Below are 20,454 nucleotides of genomic sequence, written 5' to 3' on the forward strand. Positions count from 1 at the left end.
GTTAGCGTTTTTTGTTTTTCTTCGCGGCTTTTTTCTTCTTGCTGCGTTTCTTATCCGTTGCAGGAAACTTATACTTGGGTCGTAAGTCATCAAACACACGCCGTTCCAGTTTTTGCTCGGTATAGCGCTCAATACGTCCTAGCAGCAGTGCATCATGAGCTTCAACCAGAGAGACGGCGACACCTTTAGCGCCGGCTCGAGCGGTGCGACCAATACGGTGTACGTAGGTATCGGCCTGTTTTGGCAAGTCGAAGTTTACCACCACGCTAACGTCTTCGATATCCAGACCCCGAGAGGCGACGTCTGTTGCTACCAGCAATGCCTTAGGGTGCTGTTTAAACTGCTCTATAATACGCTGGCGCTCGGCCTGTGGCAGATCGCCGCGCAAATGCAGTACCGGATACGTTAGTTGCGCTTGCAAAAGTCCGGCAAGCTGGGCAACTTTTTCCCGAGTTTTGACAAACACGATCTGACGACCTTCGTACTCGGACAATGTACGCAGTAATAACTGTTGTTTGTGTTCGGCGGTATCCGCCAAGTAGACGTATTGCAGAATCTTGCCACGTTCGCGTTTTGGTGGCTGCACTTCAATTCGTTCTGGCTCATTCAGCAGTCGTTTAGCAAAGATCTCAACGCCGCCGCTGGCAAGCGTGGCAGAAGAAAGAATGTTTTGCTGACGGTGACGGGCACGTCGGGCAATTTCCTCGACGGACTTGGTAAAGCCCATATCCAGCATCCGGTCTGCTTCATCGATGATAAGCCATTCAACGCTTTCCAGTTCGTATTGTTCCGCTTGCAGCAGATCCAATAAACGGCCGGGCGTGGCAATCAGTAGTTCGTGTGATTTTTCCAACTGGCTCAGTTGGCTGCCGTAATTGATGCCTCCGGTAACAACAATCGAGCGCATCCCCGTACTGGCCTCGAACGCTTTGGCTTGCTGATGGATCTGCTCGGCGAGTTCGCGCGTGGGTGTTAACACCAGAATTCTGGCCGGACCCGGTGATTGGCGCGGGTAGTCTAACAGGTGCTGCAATGCCGGTAGCAGGAACGCTAATGTCTTGCCGCTGCCGGTGGGGGAGCTGAGCAGTACATCCAGACCGTCGAGTGCGACCGGAATGGTCTGTTGCTGAACTTTGGCCGGCTTTTTAAGCCCCAGTTCCAATAACGGGTGAATTAACGCGTCGTCGAGTTCTAAATCTTGCCAATCGATAGCCATGGTGAGCCTTAACGTAAAAGTAATAGCGGGGTGTCGGATGCCTGAATCATTTTGCGCGTGGTGCTGCCTAACACCAAATGACGCATACGTGAATGACCGTAGGCACCCATCACTAACAAGTCAATATTGTGCTGCTTTTGATACTGATGCAAAGCCGGTTCAATGGCTCCGGAAATAATATCAAAGTCAACGTCGTGTCGGTATTCGCGTAAGTGGTTGGCGGCGGCCTCAATTGCGGCCTTGGTATCGTTGTCGTTATTACCGACCGTTACCAGCCGTATTGGCATACCTTTAAAAATGGGGCTTTCAGCCAACATTTTTACGCCTTTACGTGACGTGTCGCTGCCGTCAAAGGCCAACATAACAGTGCGTGGTGAACGAAACTGTTTTGGCGTCACCAGAATCGGCTGACGTACTGCCCGGATCACAGTTTCCAGCTGACTTCCCATGCGCACACTGTCATTACTGTCGATACCTTTTTGACCGATGACCAACAGCCGGATGTCTGCTTCGACGTCGGTTAATGACTGAACCAGACTGCCATGCCGCTGTTGTTGCCTAATTTCTTGCAGACCATTTTCTTCGGCACGGCGTTGTATGGCATCCAACATGTTTTGGCCATGCTGCAATGCCAACCGATTGCGCTTTTCATCAAGAGCGGTTAGTTCATTGAGTAAGGCTTCCTGACTACCAAAACCAAGTTGTCCGGATAAATCGGTGGGGGCTGGATAGCGCTGTTCATCCAATACGTGAAATAACGTTAACGGCGTGTTTAACCGCTGAGCCGCCCAACAGGCATAATCGCAGACAGCAATAGTTGAGGCTGAGCCATCAAGGCAGGCAAAAACGTGCTTCATCATATCGTCCTCTTTCGCGGCGCAAAGTCTATCATGGGATGCTTACTCGCGCTAATAGTTCCAGTCATCGCAGCAGAGCTTTCATTTTTTTGAAAAGTCGTTACATTACTTAACAAAATCGCAACAAAGAGAAGGATCCTGATGGATATTAAACGTTCCACCTTAACGCTGACCATTGCACTGATTTTAGGGCTGTCGGTCAGTGCCTGTAGTGAGCAAACGGCACAGTCTACTAACAACACATCACAGGCAGCGGATAAATCCGAACTGCCGGTTCCACCCGATGCCTTAGAAAAAGAGTTTATTGTTGAGTCGCCGGTTGCCGACCGCGTCGATACCTATTACTGGCTTCGTGATGACGAGCGCAAAGCTCCGCAAGTACTGGCTTATCTGGAAGCAGAAAACGACTACTATGACGCCTACCGTGCCGATTATCAGGCGCTGACAGAAACTTTGACCGATGAAATTATTGGTCGTATCAAACAGGATGATGCTTCAGTCCCCTACACCAAGGGTGACTATCAGTATTATACGCGCTACGAAGAGGGTAGTGAGTATCCTATCCATGCGCGTAAGCCGGTAGCCGGTGGTGAAGAACAAGTGCTGTTAGATGTGAATGAATTGGCCGCTGAGCATGATTATTTCAATGCCGCCAATTTATCCATCAGTCCCAATCAGAACCTGTTGGCGTATATGGTCGATACAACCGGGCGACGTCAATACGAACTGTGGGTTAAAGACTTGACGACCGGCGAGATGAAGGCGCAAGGCCTGACGGGGTTATCGTCGAGTATTGCCTGGGCGGCCGACAATAACACCTTGTTTGTCATTGAAAACGACCCTCAGACGCTGTTGTCTAAGCGGGTGTTAAAGCATCAGCTCGATGCCCCGGCGGATCAGGCAACGCTGGTCTATGAAGAAAATGATGAATCGTTCTACATGTGGCTAAGCAACAGCAAGGATGATGCGTTTATCAAGGTGCAGATGAGCAGCACCGTTGCTGACGAATTACGCATTCTGGATGCGACCACTCCAGACGCCGAATTGCAGGTGTTTGCGCCACGAGAGCGCGGCGTGCAATACAGCGCTGAACATTTTGACGGACGCTGGATTGTCCGCACCGACTGGAACGCGCCGAATTTTAAACTAATGCAAGTTGCTGATGATGCCATCGGCAGCCGTGACAATTGGCAGCCGCTGGTCGAAACCTCTGATGAGGTCTTTATTGAGAGCTTTGAAGCGTTCGATAACTACCTGGCCATTAACGAACGCAGCGACGGTTTGCGCCGTATTCGCGTGTTGCCGTGGCAGGACTTCTCGCAACAGCGTTACATCGAGTCAGATGAAGTACCTTATGTGACCTACTTTGAACGTAACGTCGAGCAAGATACCGACGTGTTGCGCTATTCCTACAGCTCATTGAAGACACCGACAACCGTGTTCGCTTACAACATGAAAACGGGCGAGCGAGAGGTGCTTAAACAAACTGAAGTGTTGGGGGGCTTTGACCCGTCGGATTATCGCACCAAGCGTGTGTGGGCGACCGCCGATGACGGCACTCAGATACCAGTGTCGCTGCTGATGCGCAGTGATTTCGAACATGACGGTACGACGCCATTATACCAATACGCGTATGGCTCGTATGGCTCATCTTCCGATCCTTATTTTCGCTCCACGGTTTTATCCCTGGTGGATCGTGGCTTTGTTTACGCCATTGCCCACATTCGCGGTGGTCAGGAAATGGGGCGTGACTGGTATGAACAGGGCAAGCTGTTGAATAAGAAGAACAGCTTTACCGACTTCATTGATGTTACCGAACATTTGGTCAAGGAAGGATATGCGCATCCGGACAAGGTGTTTGCTATGGGAGGCAGCGCCGGTGGACTGTTGATGGGGGCCGTGGCCAATATGGCGCCGGATCTGTACCGCGGTATGGTTGCTCATGTGCCGTTCGTGGATGTGGTAACGACCATGCTTGATGAATCGATTCCATTGACCACCAACGAGTTCGATGAATGGGGTAACCCGAAGGAAAAAGCCTTTTACGACTATATGTTGTCGTATTCTCCTTACGATAACGTAGCCGCACAGGACTACCCGGCGTTGATGGTGACAACCGGTTTACATGACTCACAGGTGCAGTACTTTGAACCGGCCAAGTGGGTTGCGAAACTGCGTGATCTGAAAACCGATGATAATCCGCTGGTCTTCAGTATCAACATGGAAGCTGGCCATGGTGGCAGTTCGGGACGTTTCTCAAGGCTGGAAGAAATTGCCGAGGAGTATGCGTTTATTCTGGATTTGTTGAACAACTAGCGTAGAACAGGGAGCCGAAAGGCTCCCTTTTTTGTCTCACTGGAGTCCTAATACCTGTTTACCCTGAATGAAATTAATATCAACCGGAATACCTTTGTCGCTCAAGCGATCCAGGTCATTCTGTAATTGGTTATTGATGACACCCAGGCTATCAACTAATGTTGTCACACCCTCGTAATCACCATCACCCTGCAGCGTCAGAATTTTTTCTGAGAGATCATTCATGGCTTGGCGCATTTTGCCCATGTTGATGGCGTATTGTCCTTCTGCGTTACGGGTGAAAGCGCCCTGATTGGCAAAATAGTTAAAGCGAATCATGTTGGCTTTGCCGTGTGCGCTTGAGGCGCCAAATCTTACCGAGCGGAAAATGCTGGCCATGAAGGTGGTGTAGTAGTCTTCCAGAGTACCGGTTTCGATTTCTCCGCGTTCAAACAGTTGCGTAATCATGTAAAGCCCAAGTATGTCCGCTTTGCCTTCTTCCAAAGCCGAAGCATGTTCTTTGAGCGCTGCACGCACGGTACCCTTGCCATTGATGGTATTTTTTATGCCAAGCCCATGAGCGACTTCGTGGAACATGGTGTTTGCAAAAAACGCATCGAAGGTAATATTGTCGCGTTGTTCAGGGACAATAAGCTCCTCGGCAATAGGCACCAGGATTTTATCGAATTTTGCTTGCATCGCATTTTTTAACTGCAGCCGGCGCGTGCCTTTTTCCAACTGTACCGTTTCGTCATTCGGCAGGTTAATGGCGATGGTTTTACTGCCGGCATTGGAATGGCCGGCATAATAGATGGCGTCATAGGCATTTAACTGTGCATTAGCGCCGGGCATTTCTGCTTTATATTTTTCGGCAACCGGTAAGCCCTGTTGCAACACCGGCAGAAACTGCGCGTACTTCGCTAAACGCTCACTCCAGGCCTTATCTTTTACGAGCACATAGGCTTCAAATGCGGTTTTATAGCCGTACAGTTGATCTTCGTAGTTTTCAATCGGGCCAATGACCACATCAATATCGTTATCGGTCATATCCATCCAGGCCAAATCGGACGGTTGATAGTCGTCATTTAAAAAGGCATTGGCACGCAGGCGCAGATAATTAGCAAACGCCTGGCTTTCGGCCAAGTCAGCGGCCTGACGCAGCAACTCAGATGCTTTTGTGAGTTGTTGCTGATAGGCGCTTGAGTAGGGAACCGTGGTAAGTTGGCCATTGTCATCACGCCGGATCAGCGTATAAAGACTACGCTTGCTTTCACTGTCGAACGCCTCAAACTCTTGTTTGCTCATATCGGCAGGATAAAAGTTAGCACCCGCAGGTTTGTCGCTAAACTCGCGGACAAAAGGCTCATTGCCGTTTAAGCGATCCCAGGGACCATAGTTAATTTGACCAAACGCTTTTGCGGACTCAGGCAGAGCCGCTAGAAATTCGTTTTTATCCCGTGGGAATGCCTGCCGCCAAAACAATTCATCCATGATTTTTGCGGCGTCGATAAGCAACGACAACATCTGTTTCTGGTCAGCACTCAGGTGGCTGAGATCGGTCGTCAATTCATAATCGGTATAAATGTCAAAGCGCTGCTCTGCATTGGGAGTCAATTGGTAAGTGACGGTCTGTTGTGCGTTGCCGGCATCGTTGCTGGCTACTGTGGTCGCGGCTTCTTGATCACTACACGCAACCAGCGCAAGAAACAATGGCGTTAAGGTAAATATTTGTTTTAACATAGCTTAGCTTTTTTCGTTATAGTAAGTGTTATATGAATGTATAAAATACTGCTTACTCCGTGTGTGCGCAAGCGACATAAACAAGATAAAGGACAAGGTAATGGCTGCGCCGAATGCGCTTTACTCTCTCATTGACGATCGTTTAAAACGTGATGAATTGCAACTGCCGGGATTGCCTGAAACGGCTGAACGAGTTCGTGATGCAACGCTTAACCCTAACTGCAACCTGCAAGATCTGGCGCGCATCATCCAGCATGACCCGGCGTTATCGGCACGGTTGATTCGGTTAGCAAACAGCGCCTACTTGGGGGGCCGGAGTAAAGCCGAGAGTTTGATGCAGGCACTGACCCGGATCGGTTTGCGTCGTATCCGCACACTGGCGCTGGCGATGGCGGTAGAGCAGGTATTTTGCCCAAAGAATGACATTGTGCAAGAGTTCTCGGCGGACTACGTTCGCCAGACTCGGGAAATTGCTGCCGCATCGGTGATTATCACGCGACATTTGCAACAGCGTGGTATTGGACACCGGTTACACCAGGATGTCGCATTATTAGCCGGTATGGTGTCGCGTATTGGGTTAGCCCCGATACTAAAGCTTGCCGACGAATTTGACGACAGTTTTGCTAATCCATCGTTGATTAACGAGACCATGAAGAGTTTCGGTGCGCGGTTGGGTGTGGATGTGCTTAAACACTGGGAGTTCACGCCAAATCTGATCCGTGTTCCTCACTATTTCCGCTGCGGCAGAATAAAATTACTGGATGATGCCATTGTCATAAACTATTGCGATATTGTGCATTTGGCGAGCCTTCTGACCGGCAATGCCGAACCCGATGTAAACGCGATGACGGTGGCTGAATACGAACAGCGTGAGGTGATTCCTGCCAGCGGGTTCTGGCAGGAAGAGGCTATCGTACAAGATTATCGTGACATGCTCGAAACGCTTAGTTAGCGTCGCTGGTAAAGGCTCTGACGAGATCGTCGTAGAGTTCACCGATTTGCGCAGACACCAGCATGAAGTCGGCGTCGAGCTTTTCCTCAGGGCTTGGGTCGACTAAGTCATCCTGGGCGTCCATCAGAATGTCTGTGGCCTTTACCCGTTTCAACGCAAAGTCGGTTTCCAAAATAAACTCAATGTTTTCCTGCCACACCAAGCCCAGACGGGTAACTTGTTTGCCGGCTTCGATATGAGCCTGGATATCGTCACGGGTCAGGTCTTCGTTTTTACACCGTAAGATACCGCCATCCTGCTGTGGTGACCGCAACTCGGCTTCGTCTCCAAAATCGAAGGCCGCGGGTAGGTCGTTGCGTTTTAGCCAGTCAGTCATGGTCAATTCGGCGGCTTCTGCCGGGCTCACCGGCTGCACCGGCAATGAGCCCAGCGTAGAACGCAACAAGCCGAGAAAATCTTCGGCTTTATTTGCGGCCGATTCATTAATGATGACTAACTGACGCTTCAAATCGATATAGCCCCAACTCAAGCGATAACGACTAAAGGCTTGCGGTAACAGTTGATGGATTAAATCCTCTTTGAGGTTTTGTTTTTCTTTTCGATTAACAGGGCGTCCCTCAGCCTCTTGTATTTGCCGGACTTTCTCTTCCAGTTCGGCATTAATCACGGCCGCCGGCAAAACCTTCTCTTCGCGTCGTGCACAGAGTAAATGGCAATCGTTGAGAACATGAGTCAGTGTTTCGTGATCAGCGCCAAACGGTGAGAACCAGCCAAACGTAGACTGCTCCTGACGCCCGCAGGGACGAAATAAGTGCTCGCCTAATTTATTCTCGAAGTCGTCAGGCAATGCAAACTCATCGCTGAAACGATAAAAACGTAAATTCCTAAACCACATAGATAGGTTCTCTCTATTGATAGACTAAGAGCTGGATTAGCTAAGAATAATAATCGGAAACGAAAACTCGTAGGTTAGCCCATTACCGGCTTCGCTACTGGCGTCAATGTCGCCTTTTAGTGTCTGCGTTACCAGGTTTCGCACAATGTGCGTGCCTAAACCACTGCCACCCTGGTCGCGCTTGGTGGTAAAGAAAGGATCAAATAAGTGCGCCAACTTGCTTTCATCAAGGCCGCGGCCGTCGTCACTGTAGTGGACATGCAGTCTATCCTGCTGACCGTCATGTTGCGGTGTCACTCTAATCCACATATTACCCGCTTCAATGCCTTCAAAACCATGCACTAACGAGTTCATAATGAGGTTGGTGAAAATTTGCGAGATGGCGCCGGCTGGACAGCGAACGTATAGATCCTGCGGGCATTCTACATGAATTTGGTGTTGGGTTTTCTTAAGTTGAGGCTGTAGTGATTGGATCAGGTCTTCGATGTAGCGCTTGAGGTTGATATCGCGGATCGCATCAGACGCCTGGTCGACAGCGACTTGTTTAAAACTGCTGATCAATTCAGACGCACGTTGCAGGTTATTATCCAGTAAGTTAAGACTTTCACGTCCTTCGCTGATAAATTTCTGCAACTGTGGCTGGGTAAGCTGTTTGGATTCCAGCGCGTGAGCAAGTTCGTCCAGTTTTTCCTGCAAAAAGGACGTTGCCGTGACACTGATGCCGATTGGCGTATTCACGTCATGGGTGATGCCGGCAACGAGTCCACCCAAAGACGCCATTTTTTCCGACTCGACCAACTGCTGTTGCGTTTCTTTCAGATGCTGTAATGAGGCTTCCAGGCGTTGATTGGATTCACGCAGGGTTTTTTCAATGGTGCGGCGCTGGCTGATTTCTCGCTCTAGCTTTTCCTGACGCAGCTCGAGTTCGTTTTTGCGTTGTTCGAGATCCAGCATTACTTGACTTAATCGAGATGTTTTACGCGCGACTTCTTGTTCGAGAATGGCATTCTGTTCATCAAGCTGTCGATTGGCGAGCTTCAGCTTATGCTGCGTTCGTTCCAGGTCGTCCTGATATTCCTCGATATTATCAATCAGTTGGTTATAGGCATGTTCGATCAGTACCAGTTCATTATTGTGCTGGTCGTGCAGGCGTACGCGCGAGGCTTCCAAATTATCCAGCCGAAACGAGCGAATCTGCCGGGTCAGATCATTCAGTGGGCGGTTGAGCATCCGGCTGAACGCCAGCGAGAACAAAATCAGCAGAAAGGTGCTTTTAATGATGGCGTTACCAATAATGAACGCGAGGCTAAGTTTGATCCGGTCAATGGCGATATCGCGGGTGGAAAACAGCGTTACATCGCCGACCCGGGTAGAGTGCCCGGAGAATTCAAAAATTAACGTATCAAAGTAACCAAAAATTCCGTTTTGCTCCGGCAACATATAGCCATCAACCGTCTGTTCCGGCAGTTCTTCCACCGACAGCGTTTCACCCAGTTGCACGACAATATTACCGCTGTCATCCCGGATCAGCACGCCGGCGATGGCAGGAATGCTGATGAGTCCATCGGCGATGCTATCGATCTGGGGGTTGTTAAATTCCCATAAAGAACGTGTTAACGAACCACTGAAGGTACTTTGCTGGTTCTGTAACTCGGAAATAAGGGCACGCTTGGTATCAAAGTATTCCGCTCCAATCTGGATCGCTGTCACCATCAGTGTCAGCAAAAAATACACTGACAGAACGCGGGTTAGAAGAGAGGTAGAAATACTTTTATTGGCCATAAAAGGGTAACAATCGCTGGTTATTATGATCACTCGTTATAGTGAGTAAGCTAAAGCATTACGAAAGCTAACGCAATAAAAAGGGTTGTCACAAAGCTGACATAAAGCCGTCATTAAGTTGTCACGAAAATTCACTAAAGTTGTCGCATCTCTAATTTCAGGTGGTTTACATCACCTTCATTCAAGCGAAAAGGTCCACATCATGAGGTTGTTAGCAACAGGTACCGCGTTAGCTCTCGCAGCCACATTGTCTCTACCAGCGCAGGCACAAGATCAGAGTCTTGAGCCGGTAGTTGAGAATGCCGCGGAGATAAACCAATCAGCGCGTCAGTCACAGCTGACCGTTGATAATATTGCTGAATCAATGCAAGAGCGTTTACAGCAATACAAACAGATCATGAAAGAGATTGACGGTTTACAAGTCTATAGCCGTCAGTTACAGCAGCAAGTTGATAATCAACAACAGGAAATGTCTGACCTGAACGAATCCATCGATCAGGTGAGCTTTGTTGAGCGTCAGGTTACGCCGCTGATGATGCGCATGATCGAATCACTGGAAACCTTTGTTGAGCTCGATGTGCCATTTTTGGCCGAGGAACGCGAACAACGTATCAATGGACTGAAAGAGCTGATGCAACGTGCCAACGTTGAGGTATCCGAGAAATTCCGTCGGGTCATGGAAGCCTATCAAATTGAAACCGATTACGGTCGCAACATCGAAGCTTACACCGCTGAGCACTCGGTGAATGGCGGCGAAAAACAGGACGTTACCTTCCTGCGTATCGGTCGTGTAGCGCTGATTTACAAGACCCGCGACGGCCAACACTTAGGCATCTGGGACCAGCAACAACGCGAGTGGAAGCCACTCGACAGCAGTCACCTTATTGCCATCGACCAAGCCATCAGCATTGCGCGGAAACAGAAAGCGCCGGATCTGCTGATGTTACCGCTTTTAGCCAATAAAACATCAGGTCAGTAAAGGAGCCTCGCTATGTTACGTCGTTCGATGAAAAAGATAACTGCGGCTTTGGCGGCTACCTTAATGACCGCATCGGTCAGCGCAGCCCCGGCACCGCAAGAACCTATTAACCTGGATCAGTTGTTGCAACAGTTGCAGCAAGGGCAGTTTTCGCAAAGCGAAGAAAACCAGGCACGTGAAGCCCGTTTTCGCCAACAGGAAGCCCAGCAAAAGCAGATCCTTGAAGACGCCATTGCACAACGCAATCAACTGGAACAGCTGGCTTCTGATCTGGAAACCGAGTTTGAAGGCAACGAAACCCAGTTGGCAAACTTAGAAGAAAACCTGACTCAGAGCATGGGCTCATTAAAAGAGTTGTTCGGTGTCTTACAACAAGTGACCAGTGATGCGTCGGGCAAATTCCAAAACTCTGTGGTATCCGCACAGTTCCCTGGCCGTGCAGAGCAGTTGACCGAGTTGGCGGAGAAGATCGGCAGTTCGTCGAAGCTCCCAACCATCGAAGAAATCGAAACCGTTTGGTTTGCGCTGCAACAGGAAATGACCGAGTCCGGCAAAATCGCCGAATTTGAAGCTATGGTTACCGAAGCGGACGGTGAAAAGGAAACACAAGACGTGGTTCGCGTGGGTACCTTTAACCTTGTCGCAGACGGCAAATACCTCGAATACAACAGCACCACCGGTAATATCGCCGAATTAGTCCGTCAGCCGGCAGGGCGTTACCTGCAGTCAGCGGAATCCTTGCAAGAGGCGGATTCGGGCGTTGTGACCTTTGGTCTGGACCCAACCGGTGGTTCGATCCTGGGCTTGTTGGTGCAGGCGCCGAGTCTGAAAGAACGTGTGCAACAAGGTGGCACGGTCGGTTACATCATTTTGGCATTAGGTGTGGTCGGTCTGTTATTCGCGCTGGAGCGTTTTGTGTCGCTGATGCTTATCGGCAACAAAGTAAAACGTCAGTTGAAGAAAGAGCAGCCGAGTGCGGATAACCCACTGGGTCGTGTGATGTTAATTAAAGACAAATACCCACAAGCAGATACCGAAACGCTGGAGCTTAAACTCAGTGAAGGCATCTTGCGTGAAGTGCCTAAGATCACTCGTAACCTGACGTTCATTAAGATCATCTCGGTGGTAGCACCGCTGATGGGTCTGTTGGGTACCGTTACCGGTATGATCAACACCTTCCAGGCCATTACCTTGTTTGGTACCGGCGACCCGAAACTGATGGCCGGTGGTATCTCACAGGCGTTGGTCACAACGGTGCTGGGTCTGGTGGTTGCGATTCCAATGACCTTGTTGTTCGCGATGCTTCACACGCGCAGCAAGAACATGATCCACATCCTGCAAGAGCAAGCTTCAGGCATTATTGCGGAGCGTTCTGAGCGAGGAGCATAAGGCATGTTATTCCTCATTGAATTCAGTCACGCACTGCGTGACTTTATCGAGGCCGGCGGGCAAGTCCTGCTGGTCATCGGAATCCTCATCTTCACCATGTGGTTGATGATTCTGGAACGCATTTTCTACTTCCTTCGCGGTCATCGGGCTCGGGTAAAAGAGGCTCTGACGCGTTGGCAGCAGCGAGAAGATAAATCGTCCTGGAATGCCGAACAGATTCGGCAGGCGATGATTTCCAGAGTCGCGTTGGGGCTAGGCGGAAATTTGCCGGTCATTAAAGCCTTGGTTGCACTGTGTCCGTTACTGGGATTGATGGGAACCGTTACCGGCATGATCGAAGTATTCGACGTGATGGCGATCACCGGCACCGGTAGTGCGCGGTCGATGGCATCGGGGGTATCAAAAGCCACCATCCCGACAATGGCCGGCATGGTGGGCGCGTTGTCCGGCGTGTTTGCGGCGACCTGGCTACAGCGCACCACGCGCCGTGAAAAGATGAAGTTAGAAGACCGAATTTTACTTGAGCGTCATTAATTGGAGCGCCAACGATGAAACAGCATTTTGCCAACTTAGTGGAAGAAGAAGAAAGCCAGATTGATATGACGCCGATGCTCGACGTTGTTTTTATCATGCTGATTTTCTTCATTGTTACCGCCTCTTTCGTAAAAGAGGCTGGTATTGACGTGAACCGCCCTGATGCATCAACTGCGGTGCAGAAAAGCCGTGCCAACATTCTGGTTGCGATCAGCGAGAATAATGAAGTGTGGATAAATAAACGGCAAATCGATATTCGTGCCGTGCAAGCTAACATCGAACGTCTGTATGCGGAGAACCCGCAAGGTTCGGTGGTGATTCAAGCCGACGAACAGGCCAATACCAAGACCCTAATCGAAGTGATGGATGCGGCGCGGTCGGCTGGCGTGTTTGATGTTTCTGTAGCAACGGACGAGCAGTGATATGCGTTATTTAGCAGCGATTGTCGCCGCTGCCACCATCACTATCGGACTGTTTTATTTGATGCAGTCGTTGATCAGTGGTGGCGAGGGGGCGATGTCCGAACCGGTACGCGGCAGTGTGTTGGACTTTGTCCGCACGCCGGAGCCGGAGCAAGTTCAGGAAAAGGAGCGCAAGCCAGAGCGTCCGCCGGAACCTGAGCAGCCACCGGAAGACTTGCCGCAACCACAGATGGACAGTGATGTGGATGCGGACACCAGCGGCGGCTATGACTTTTCCGCCAATGTTGATGCCAGCGCCGATATTGGCAATGGTGCTTCATTACAGGCGTCTGACGGTGAGTACTTGCCGATTGTGAAGGTGCAGGCGACTTATCCACGGCGAGCTTTGCAGCGTGGTATTGAGGGTTTTGTGGTGGTTGAATTTACCGTCACTAAGCAAGGTACCGTGAGAGATCCGCGCGTGGTTCAGGCAGAACCGCAGGGCATATTTGAGCAAGCGGCGCTGGATGCCGTCGTTAAGTTCAAGTACAAACCTCGCGTTATTGATGGCGAACCGGTTGAAGTGGAAGGGGTTCAAAATCGCATGACGTTTGAGATGAACTAAGGAATTGGCCATGAATACGATCCTGAAGACAATGGCAATGGCCGGTGTTGCGCTGTTTATCTCCGCGCAACCCGTGCTCGCACAGCAAACTGAGCGCGTCCCGGCGTTACGTGAAAAGGTGTACAGTCAATTGGCGCGGGCGCAGACCGTCGCTGACGAACAGGGCAACGCACAAGGCATTGAAGTACTCAATGAGGTGGCGTCCCGCGCGGACAGCATGAACAGCTATGAACGAGCCATGTTGTGGAACTTTTTTGGCTTCATGTATTACGACAATGGTGATACCGCCAAAGCCATCGATTATTTCGGTAAGGTTGTTGCAGAACAACCGATTCCGGAATCACTGCAGAAAAGCACCTTGTTCAGCTTAGCGCAATTGGCATTGAGCGACGGCCAGTATGATAAGTCACTGAATTATTTAGGGCAGTGGCGGCAACTGGCTGACGCTGATGAGTTGCCCAAAGCCTGGGTGCTCGAAGCGCAGGCGATGTACCAGAACGGCCGTTACCAGGATGCTTTAGAGCCGATTCAGAAGGCCATTGCGAAAGCCGAAGACGAAGGTGATGTTGCAAAAGAAAACTGGCTGATCCTGGCTCGTGCGATTCACTACGAACTGGGCCAAACGGACGGCGTGGCGAAGATGCTGGAGAAGCTGGTGGTGAATTACAGCAAACCCGAATATTGGCTGCAACTGGCCGGTGTTTATGGGCAACTGGAAAAAAATGCCAAGCAACTGGCGGTGCTGGAAGCAGCCTATCAACAGGGCTTTGTCGAAAAACCATCCGAATTGCGTAATTTAGCGCAGGTTTATTATTTAAACGAACTGCCCTATAAAGCGGCTGAGATTATGGAACAGGGCCTAAGTAACGGCAAACTGGACAATACCCTCAGTAACCGCAAGTTTTACGCCCAGAGTCTGATGCAGGCGAAAGAGTATGATGCTGCAATCGAAGCCTATCAGCAGGCAGCAGAGCTGGGTGATCGTGGCGACATGCTGGCGCAGGCCGCTCAACTGGCGCTGAATATTGATCGCAATGACGTTGCGCTGGAGCTTGCACAACAAGCGCTGGCGGCCGGTGAGCTAAAAAATCCGGGCAACATGTATCTGGTGCAGGGCATGGTGCATGTTAATCAAAAACAGTACCAGAAGGCCGTAGCGGCTTTCCAGTCGGCGCAGGATTATGAGGCCACCGAAGCAGCGGCATCACAGTGGGTTCGCTATGCCAAATCGCAACTGGAGTTTCAACAACAATTGGCTAACAACGACATCTAACTGACATCAAAACGTCACTTAACTGTCACATTGTCATAAAGTTGTCATAAAAAAGACATACCATGGACACAGATCAGTAATGAATCTGTAACTTGTGCTGTTATGCAGTATACTTTCAGCACAATTTAATGTTCCATTAAGTTTGCGTTTAGATAGGGTCTTTTTTATGAAACAGTTGCTTGGTTTGGTTGCATTGGCATCGGCCTTTTTACCTGCGGCGTTCGCGCAAGATAGTGATGCTCTTACCGTGTATGGACGTGCCAATGTCTCATTGCAAAGCAATGACGAAGGTAATGGCGCAGAAACGGATGTCGTCAGTAACTCATCACGCTTTGGCTTTAAAGGCTCTGCCGAGCTTGAGAATGACCTTGAAGTGTTTTACCAATTGGAGTTTGGCGTCGATCTAGCCGATTCTGAAGGCGACGCCGTTACCAATCGTAATCAGGTGGTTGGTCTGCGTGGTAACTTTGGTAAAGTCATGATTGGCCGTTATGACACCTTTCTGAAGGACTCTCAGGGAAGCATTGATCAGTTCAAAGATTACGAAGCGGATTTAAAAAGTTTATTCCGTGGTGAAAACCGTGAAGATAATACCGTAACCTATTATTCTCCGGAGTTTTACAACATCAGTTTCGGCGTAACTTACGTTGCTGCAGAAACGGAAAACCAGGATGACGGTGTTTCCTTCGGGTTGTTGTACGGTGATGAAAAACTGAAAAGCACACCGGTGTATGCAGCTATCGCTATCGATCGTGATGTCGCGGGCTATGACATTGAACAACTGAGCGTGTACACCAAAGCCGGCAAGTTTAAACTGGGCGCGGCGTTGCAACAGTTTGAAAGTGTCAACGGGCTTTACGACGGTGACGGCTACTTGTTGAGTGCGGCCTATCCTTACAATAACTGGGTATTTAAAGGTCAGTACCAGTCGCTTGATGAGAGCGGCGATACCGATGCCTCGTTCTCTTTTGGTGCTGATTATCACTTCAGCGGCGATACCCGTGTGTACACTTGGTATACCGGCCGTGACTGTGACATCGACACTTATACCAGCCGTGGTTGCGGCGGCGCAGCCGGCGTTGAACAAGACTTCTTCGCGGTGGGCATTCGCCACGACTTTTCCTGGTAATTGATACCGGTCAGGAAGTAGCCTCTTAATCCTTGAGAGGCTACACTATTCCCGTTTTTTCTTTTCAGCTACGGGAGCTAACCCGATATGACCAACCTCGTCGTACTTGGTATCTATCTGCTTATCGGGCTTGTCATCAAGCGCGCAGGTAAGTTTCCTGATAACACCGCGCAAGTGCTCAACCTGTATGTGATTTACGCTGCCTTACCCGGCGTCATCTTTACTAAAGTCCCGTCGTTGGAGTTTTCGGCTGAGTTGTTGATACCGGTTATCATTCCTTGGGTGCTGCTCGTCATCAGTGCGTCTTTGATTTATCTGCTTGGCAAGCTATTGAACTGGAGTCGCCCGATTATTGGCGCGTTACTGGTTTGTGTGCCACTGGGTAATACGTCATTTTTCGGGTTCCCGATGATCGAGGCGTTCTATGGCAGTGACGCGATCGTCTATGGCCTGTTCTATGACCAGTTTGGCTCCTTTTTCGGGTTAGCCATTTATTCAACCATTATTATCGCCCTGTTTGCCGAGAATCCACAGGGTGAGAGAACACGTCCGTCGGTGCTGGCAATTGGTAAGAAAATCCTGTTATTTCCGCCGTTCATCGCACTCGTTATCGCCTTGTTGATTAAAGATATGAGTTACCCGACCGTGTTTACGGTGCTGGTTGAATCGCTGGCGGTAACGTTGGTTCCGGTCATTATGGTGGCGGTTGGTTTTCAGTTGAAGTTTCGCCTGCCGAAAGGCAGTAAAACCCCGTTGGCTGTGGGGTTGTTTACTAAGTTAGTGGTGATGCCTGCTATTACGATTGTATTACTCTGGAGTTTTGGGTTTGACTCCCATTTGGTGCAAGTGACGGTTTTTGAAAGCGCGATGCCGCCGATGATTACGGCAGGGGCGGTTGCCATTATGGCAGGGCTGGCACCGAGTCTGTCGGCGGCGATGGTGGGTTATGGCATCTTGATCGCATTTATTACGTTGCCGCTGGTGCACCAATTATTGCAATGGTTGGCGTAAGCCGGTGAGCCAACTTATTGTCATAAAAGTGACGCGTTTTCATAAAAATGTCATATTATTTGTTAATAATTGGGACATCCAAAAAAAGCAGGAACCCATAAATGTCACGCAGAATCTTAATTGTTGAAGATGAAGCTCCCATCCGTGAGATGCTGAGTTTTGTTATGGAGCAGCATGGCTACCAGGCGGTAGAGGCCAAAGACTTTGACACTGCGGTGAGCAAAATTGCCGAGCCGTATCCTGATATGGTGTTATTGGACTGGATGCTCCCGGGTGGCTCAGGTATACAACTGGCAAAGAAAATTAAGGGTGATGACTTCACCCGCAATATTCCCATTATCATGCTGACCGCACGAGGCGAAGAAGAAGATAAGGTGAAAGGGCTGGAAGTCGGAGCCGATGACTACATCACTAAGCCATTTTCGCCAAAAGAGTTGATGGCGCGGATGCGCGCGGTGTTTCGACGCGTGGCGCCAACCGTGCTCGATGAGCCACTGGACTTTGAAGGCCTGAAATTGGACCCGGTCTCACATCGTATTTCCGCCAACGATAAAAGCATCGACATGGGGCCGACCGAGTTTAAGTTACTGCACTTTTTTATGACTCATCCGGAGCGTGTTTACAGCCGTGAACAGTTGCTGGATCATGTTTGGGGTACCAATGTCTACGTCGAAGACCGTACCGTTGATGTACACATTCGACGTTTACGTAAGGCGCTCTCAGAACATGGTTATGATCGTCTTATCCAGACCGTACGCGGTGTGGGGTATCGTTTCTCGAGCCGTTAATTGATGTCGGTTGTGGCCGAATAAAGAGGGAAGATTGCTGCATGGATCGTGATTACTCGAATTTATTCGCGCTGCGTGGACTGGTTTTATACCTGATCCCATTTTTTATTTTGGGCTGGTTAATCGGTTATCTCTGGGAAACACTGACATTGGGGCTTGCCGGCTTGGTGGTTTGGCATTACTACTACCAACAGCGGCTAACCAAATGGCTGTGGCAAAGTCGTAACCTGTTGCCGCCGACCGCGCCGGGCAGTTGGAGTTACATTTACGACGGTATTTACCGTAATCAGCGTCGCAGCCAGCACCGTCGCCGCTCGCTGGCGCGTTTGCTACGACGCTTTCGGGAAGCGGCCGAAGCGCTCCCGGATGCTGCCATTGTGTTCCGCAAAGACGGCTCACTGTTGTGGAGCAATAAGCTGGCGCAGTTCTACTTCGGCTTACGTTGGCCGGATGACGCTGGTATGCGGCTGTCCAACCTGATTCGTCATCCTGAATTTTTTTCTTACCTCAATAAAGGTGACTTCAGCGAAGCGTTGACCATTCCGTCACCGATGCGGGACAGTCTTGATATTGAGATCCGGGTGATGCCCTACAGCGACGATCAGTTTTTGCTGGTTGCCCGTGACGTAACGCAATTAAAACAATTGGAAAATATGCGCCGTGACTTTGTGGCTAATGTGTCGCATGAGTTAAAAACGCCGCTAACGGTGTTGCAGGGGTATTTGGAAATGCTCGGTGACGTCGAAAATACACCACCGGCGATGACCCAAAAAGCGCTGACGCAAATGCAGCAACAAAGTGACCGGATGAAGAATCTGGTCGATCAATTGTTGCAGTTATCACGGATGGAAACGCCCAGCCATGACGTATTTGAACACGTTGTCGATGTGCCGACGGTACTGGGCGAGTTGCGTCAGGAAGCAGAAAAGCTGTCTGCTGATAAACAACTGAAGCTGGTCTTTGATGTTGAACCCATTCGTGTGTACGGTAAAAGCGATTTGCTGCGGAGCGCCATGCAAAATCTGGTGACCAATGCGGTACGCTACACCCAGGCGGGCGGGAACATTCGTGTGACCTGGAGAAAAGTTCGTGACGAAGTGGAGTTTAGTGTCGAGGATAATGGTCCGGGCATCGAAAACGAACATATTCCGCGTTTGACAGAACGGTTTTATCGGGTCGATGCCGATCGCAACAGTGACAGTGGTGGCACCGGCTTGGGGCTTTCCATTGTGAAACAGGCACTGGAACATCATAACAGCCATTTGGAAGTGAACAGCAAGCCTGGCGCTGGCTCGCGCTTCTGGTTCCGATTGCCGGCCGGATTGATCGAAGAACGCCTGGGTAAAGCGAAATCACAAAAGCGTTAAAAATCTGTCATATTTGTCATCAAACTGTCACATTACTGACCTACACTTAACAGCATCGAATCGAACCATCCTTGCGATGCTCACAGAGAGGTGAACAGTATGTTCAAATCACTTAAAACGTTAAGTAAGTCTTTTTCCGTTGTTGCTTTGGCCGGCGGTGTAGCATTTAGTGGCGCTGTTGCCGCTAACACCGATGACTTGCCAGAGTATCAGAAAGTTTCAGGACTTTCGGGTAACTTATCTTCAGTTGGTTCAGATACCCTGGCTAACATGATGACCTTTTGGGGTGAAGAATTTAAACGCATGTACCCAAGCGTTAACATTCAAATTCAGGCGGCAGGTTCTTCGACGGCGCCACCAGCCCTAACCGAAGGAACATCAAGCTTCGGACCTATGAGCCGGGCGATGAAGTCAAAAGAAATCGAAGCGTTTGAAAAGCGCCATGGCTACAAGCCAACGGCGGTCCGTGTGGCTATCGACGCACTGGCGGTGTTTGTTCATAAAGATAACCCGATTGAAGGTTTGTCGATTACTGAAGTCGACGCGATTTTCTCGTCAACCCGTAAGTGTGGGGCCAATCAGCAGGTTAATCGCTGGGGTGACTTAGGTCTTGAAGGTGACTGGGCAAACCGCGATCTGCAATTGTATGGTCGTAACTCGGTATCAGGTACCTACGGTTACTTTAAAGAAGTCGGCTTATGTGACGGCGACTTCCGTTCGAACGTTAATGAACAGCCTGGTTCGGCATCGGTGGTACAGTCTGTATCAACCTCATTGAATGCCATCGGTTACTCAGGCATTGGCTACGTAACTTCTGGTGTGAAAGCTGTGCCAATCGCGAAAGGTGACGGCGACGACTTTATCGCCGCGTCTCGTGAAAACGCGCTGGCTGGTCAATACCCACTGGCTCGCTTCCTCTACGTTTATGTCAATAAGCACCCAAACAAGCCATTGGGTAAAGCGGAAGCTGAGTTCATGAAGATGATTCTTTCTAAGCAAGGTCAGGATATCGTCAACAAAGACGGTTACATTGGTCTGCCGAAAGCGGTTGTTGAAGCTGAACTTAAAAAGCTGGGCTTAAGCCACTAATAGGTAAGTATGAGCAAGCCGGCAGTCTGCTATAGACTGCCGGCTTTTTGTATTTTTACAGTTTGGTGAAGAAAATATGACAGCATTGTAACAGTACTGTCATAAAACTTTACTAAACTAGGTACAGTTAAT

General features: G+C 49.8%; 18 protein-coding genes. 13 read left to right on the plus strand and 5 right to left on the minus strand.

Annotated elements, in window-relative coordinates:
- Position 1: 1 nt before the first annotated feature.
- The gene (gene srmB / locus CWE23_RS10420; RefSeq protein WP_105307197.1) at positions 2–1,216 is read right to left on the minus strand and encodes an ATP-dependent RNA helicase SrmB; all 1,215 of its coding nucleotides are present in this window, start codon (positions 1,214–1,216) and stop codon (positions 2–4) included.
- Positions 1,217–1,224: 8 nt separating this feature from the next.
- Complete coding sequence (locus CWE23_RS10425; protein ID WP_241970620.1) at positions 1,225–2,076, minus strand: universal stress protein; 852 nt, start codon at positions 2,074–2,076, stop codon at positions 1,225–1,227.
- Between the two features lie 138 nt (positions 2,077–2,214).
- Here CWE23_RS10425 and CWE23_RS10430 point away from each other — a divergent pair, with 138 nt between their 5' ends.
- Positions 2,215–4,389, plus strand: coding sequence for a S9 family peptidase (locus CWE23_RS10430; RefSeq protein ID WP_126820217.1), 2,175 nt, complete (start codon positions 2,215–2,217; stop codon positions 4,387–4,389).
- 36 nt (positions 4,390–4,425) lie between these two features.
- On the opposite strand, the gene CWE23_RS10435 is transcribed toward CWE23_RS10430, so the two are convergent.
- Positions 4,426–6,108: a dipeptidyl-peptidase 3 family protein gene (locus CWE23_RS10435; protein ID WP_126820218.1), complete on the minus strand. Its 1,683-nt coding sequence runs from the start codon at positions 6,106–6,108 to the stop codon at positions 4,426–4,428.
- Positions 6,109–6,208: 100 nt separating this feature from the next.
- Here CWE23_RS10435 and CWE23_RS10440 point away from each other — a divergent pair, with 100 nt between their 5' ends.
- Positions 6,209–7,060: an HDOD domain-containing protein gene (locus CWE23_RS10440; protein ID WP_105307194.1), complete on the plus strand. Its 852-nt coding sequence runs from the start codon at positions 6,209–6,211 to the stop codon at positions 7,058–7,060.
- Here CWE23_RS10440 and rdgC read toward each other — a convergent pair.
- Both rdgC and CWE23_RS10450 read right to left on the minus strand, forming a co-directional pair.
- The gene (gene rdgC / locus CWE23_RS10445; RefSeq protein WP_105307193.1) at positions 7,053–7,955 is read right to left on the minus strand and encodes a recombination-associated protein RdgC; all 903 of its coding nucleotides are present in this window, start codon (positions 7,953–7,955) and stop codon (positions 7,053–7,055) included. The two genes, CWE23_RS10440 and rdgC, sit on opposite strands and share 8 nt — an antisense overlap.
- A gap of 36 nt (positions 7,956–7,991) precedes the next feature.
- On the minus strand, positions 7,992–9,737 hold the full coding sequence (locus CWE23_RS10450) for a sensor histidine kinase (RefSeq protein ID WP_126820219.1): 1,746 nt from the start codon (positions 9,735–9,737) through the stop codon (positions 7,992–7,994).
- Between the two features lie 202 nt (positions 9,738–9,939).
- Between CWE23_RS10450 and CWE23_RS10455 the strand changes: the two genes are divergently transcribed.
- The 11 genes from CWE23_RS10455 (at position 9,940) to CWE23_RS10505 (ending at position 20,322) form a co-directional block, all read left to right on the plus strand.
- Positions 9,940–10,716, plus strand: coding sequence for a DUF3450 domain-containing protein (locus CWE23_RS10455; RefSeq protein WP_126820220.1), 777 nt, complete (start codon positions 9,940–9,942; stop codon positions 10,714–10,716).
- 12 nt (positions 10,717–10,728) lie between these two features.
- Positions 10,729–12,105, plus strand: coding sequence for a MotA/TolQ/ExbB proton channel family protein (locus tag CWE23_RS10460; RefSeq protein ID WP_126820221.1), 1,377 nt, complete (start codon positions 10,729–10,731; stop codon positions 12,103–12,105).
- Between the two features lie 3 nt (positions 12,106–12,108).
- Entirely contained in the window at positions 12,109–12,639 is a 531-nt protein-coding gene (locus CWE23_RS10465; RefSeq protein ID WP_105307189.1) for a MotA/TolQ/ExbB proton channel family protein, read from the plus strand.
- Between the two features lie 14 nt (positions 12,640–12,653).
- Positions 12,654–13,061, plus strand: a complete 408-nt coding sequence (locus tag CWE23_RS10470; protein ID WP_105307188.1) for an ExbD/TolR family protein — start codon at positions 12,654–12,656, stop codon at positions 13,059–13,061.
- 1 nt (position 13,062) lies between these two features.
- Positions 13,063–13,665, plus strand: a complete 603-nt coding sequence (locus CWE23_RS10475) for an energy transducer TonB (protein WP_105307187.1) — start codon at positions 13,063–13,065, stop codon at positions 13,663–13,665.
- A 10-nt stretch (positions 13,666–13,675) separates the two neighbouring features.
- Positions 13,676–14,938: a tetratricopeptide repeat protein gene (locus CWE23_RS10480; protein ID WP_241970621.1), complete on the plus strand. Its 1,263-nt coding sequence runs from the start codon at positions 13,676–13,678 to the stop codon at positions 14,936–14,938.
- 166 nt (positions 14,939–15,104) lie between these two features.
- Positions 15,105–16,067 carry a porin gene (locus CWE23_RS10485; protein WP_126820222.1) on the plus strand — a complete coding sequence of 321 codons (963 nt, stop codon included), beginning with the start codon at positions 15,105–15,107 and terminating at the stop codon, positions 16,065–16,067.
- Positions 16,068–16,154: 87 nt separating this feature from the next.
- The gene (locus tag CWE23_RS10490; protein ID WP_105307184.1) at positions 16,155–17,078 is read left to right on the plus strand and encodes an AEC family transporter; all 924 of its coding nucleotides are present in this window, start codon (positions 16,155–16,157) and stop codon (positions 17,076–17,078) included.
- A gap of 101 nt (positions 17,079–17,179) precedes the next feature.
- Positions 17,180–17,866, plus strand: a complete 687-nt coding sequence (gene phoB / locus CWE23_RS10495; RefSeq protein WP_105307183.1) for a phosphate regulon transcriptional regulator PhoB — start codon at positions 17,180–17,182, stop codon at positions 17,864–17,866.
- Positions 17,867–17,907: 41 nt separating this feature from the next.
- A complete protein-coding gene (phoR, locus tag CWE23_RS10500; protein WP_105307182.1) occupies positions 17,908–19,233 on the plus strand; it encodes a phosphate regulon sensor histidine kinase PhoR in 1,326 nt (441 codons plus the stop codon).
- A gap of 99 nt (positions 19,234–19,332) precedes the next feature.
- Positions 19,333–20,322 (plus strand): PstS family phosphate ABC transporter substrate-binding protein, encoded by a 990-nt coding sequence (locus CWE23_RS10505; RefSeq protein WP_105307181.1) that lies wholly within the window; start codon positions 19,333–19,335, stop codon positions 20,320–20,322.
- The last annotated feature ends 132 nt before the right edge of the window (positions 20,323–20,454 follow it).

The organism is Idiomarina aquatica (assembly GCF_003987185.1).
In the GTDB taxonomy this organism is placed as follows: Bacteria; Pseudomonadota; Gammaproteobacteria; order Enterobacterales; family Alteromonadaceae; genus Idiomarina; species Idiomarina aquatica.

Bases quoted from the DNA above. Each gene is read 5' to 3' on its own strand.
- srmB (WP_105307197.1), bottom strand. From the start codon at position 1,216: ATGGCTATCGATTGGCAAGATTTAGAACTCGACGACGCGTTAATTCAC.
- CWE23_RS10425 (WP_241970620.1), bottom strand. From the start codon at position 2,076: ATGATGAAGCACGTTTTTGCCTGCCTTGATGGCTCAGCCTCAACTATT.
- CWE23_RS10430 (WP_126820217.1), top strand. From the start codon at position 2,215: ATGGATATTAAACGTTCCACCTTAACGCTGACCATTGCACTGATTTTA.
- CWE23_RS10435 (WP_126820218.1), bottom strand. From the start codon at position 6,108: ATGTTAAAACAAATATTTACCTTAACGCCATTGTTTCTTGCGCTGGTT.
- CWE23_RS10440 (WP_105307194.1), top strand. From the start codon at position 6,209: ATGGCTGCGCCGAATGCGCTTTACTCTCTCATTGACGATCGTTTAAAA.
- rdgC (WP_105307193.1), bottom strand. From the start codon at position 7,955: ATGTGGTTTAGGAATTTACGTTTTTATCGTTTCAGCGATGAGTTTGCA.
- CWE23_RS10450 (WP_126820219.1), bottom strand. From the start codon at position 9,737: ATGGCCAATAAAAGTATTTCTACCTCTCTTCTAACCCGCGTTCTGTCA.
- CWE23_RS10455 (WP_126820220.1), top strand. From the start codon at position 9,940: ATGAGGTTGTTAGCAACAGGTACCGCGTTAGCTCTCGCAGCCACATTG.
- CWE23_RS10460 (WP_126820221.1), top strand. From the start codon at position 10,729: ATGTTACGTCGTTCGATGAAAAAGATAACTGCGGCTTTGGCGGCTACC.
- CWE23_RS10465 (WP_105307189.1), top strand. From the start codon at position 12,109: ATGTTATTCCTCATTGAATTCAGTCACGCACTGCGTGACTTTATCGAG.
- CWE23_RS10470 (WP_105307188.1), top strand. From the start codon at position 12,654: ATGAAACAGCATTTTGCCAACTTAGTGGAAGAAGAAGAAAGCCAGATT.
- CWE23_RS10475 (WP_105307187.1), top strand. From the start codon at position 13,063: ATGCGTTATTTAGCAGCGATTGTCGCCGCTGCCACCATCACTATCGGA.
- CWE23_RS10480 (WP_241970621.1), top strand. From the start codon at position 13,676: ATGAATACGATCCTGAAGACAATGGCAATGGCCGGTGTTGCGCTGTTT.
- CWE23_RS10485 (WP_126820222.1), top strand. From the start codon at position 15,105: ATGAAACAGTTGCTTGGTTTGGTTGCATTGGCATCGGCCTTTTTACCT.
- CWE23_RS10490 (WP_105307184.1), top strand. From the start codon at position 16,155: ATGACCAACCTCGTCGTACTTGGTATCTATCTGCTTATCGGGCTTGTC.
- phoB (WP_105307183.1), top strand. From the start codon at position 17,180: ATGTCACGCAGAATCTTAATTGTTGAAGATGAAGCTCCCATCCGTGAG.
- phoR (WP_105307182.1), top strand. From the start codon at position 17,908: ATGGATCGTGATTACTCGAATTTATTCGCGCTGCGTGGACTGGTTTTA.
- CWE23_RS10505 (WP_105307181.1), top strand. From the start codon at position 19,333: ATGTTCAAATCACTTAAAACGTTAAGTAAGTCTTTTTCCGTTGTTGCT.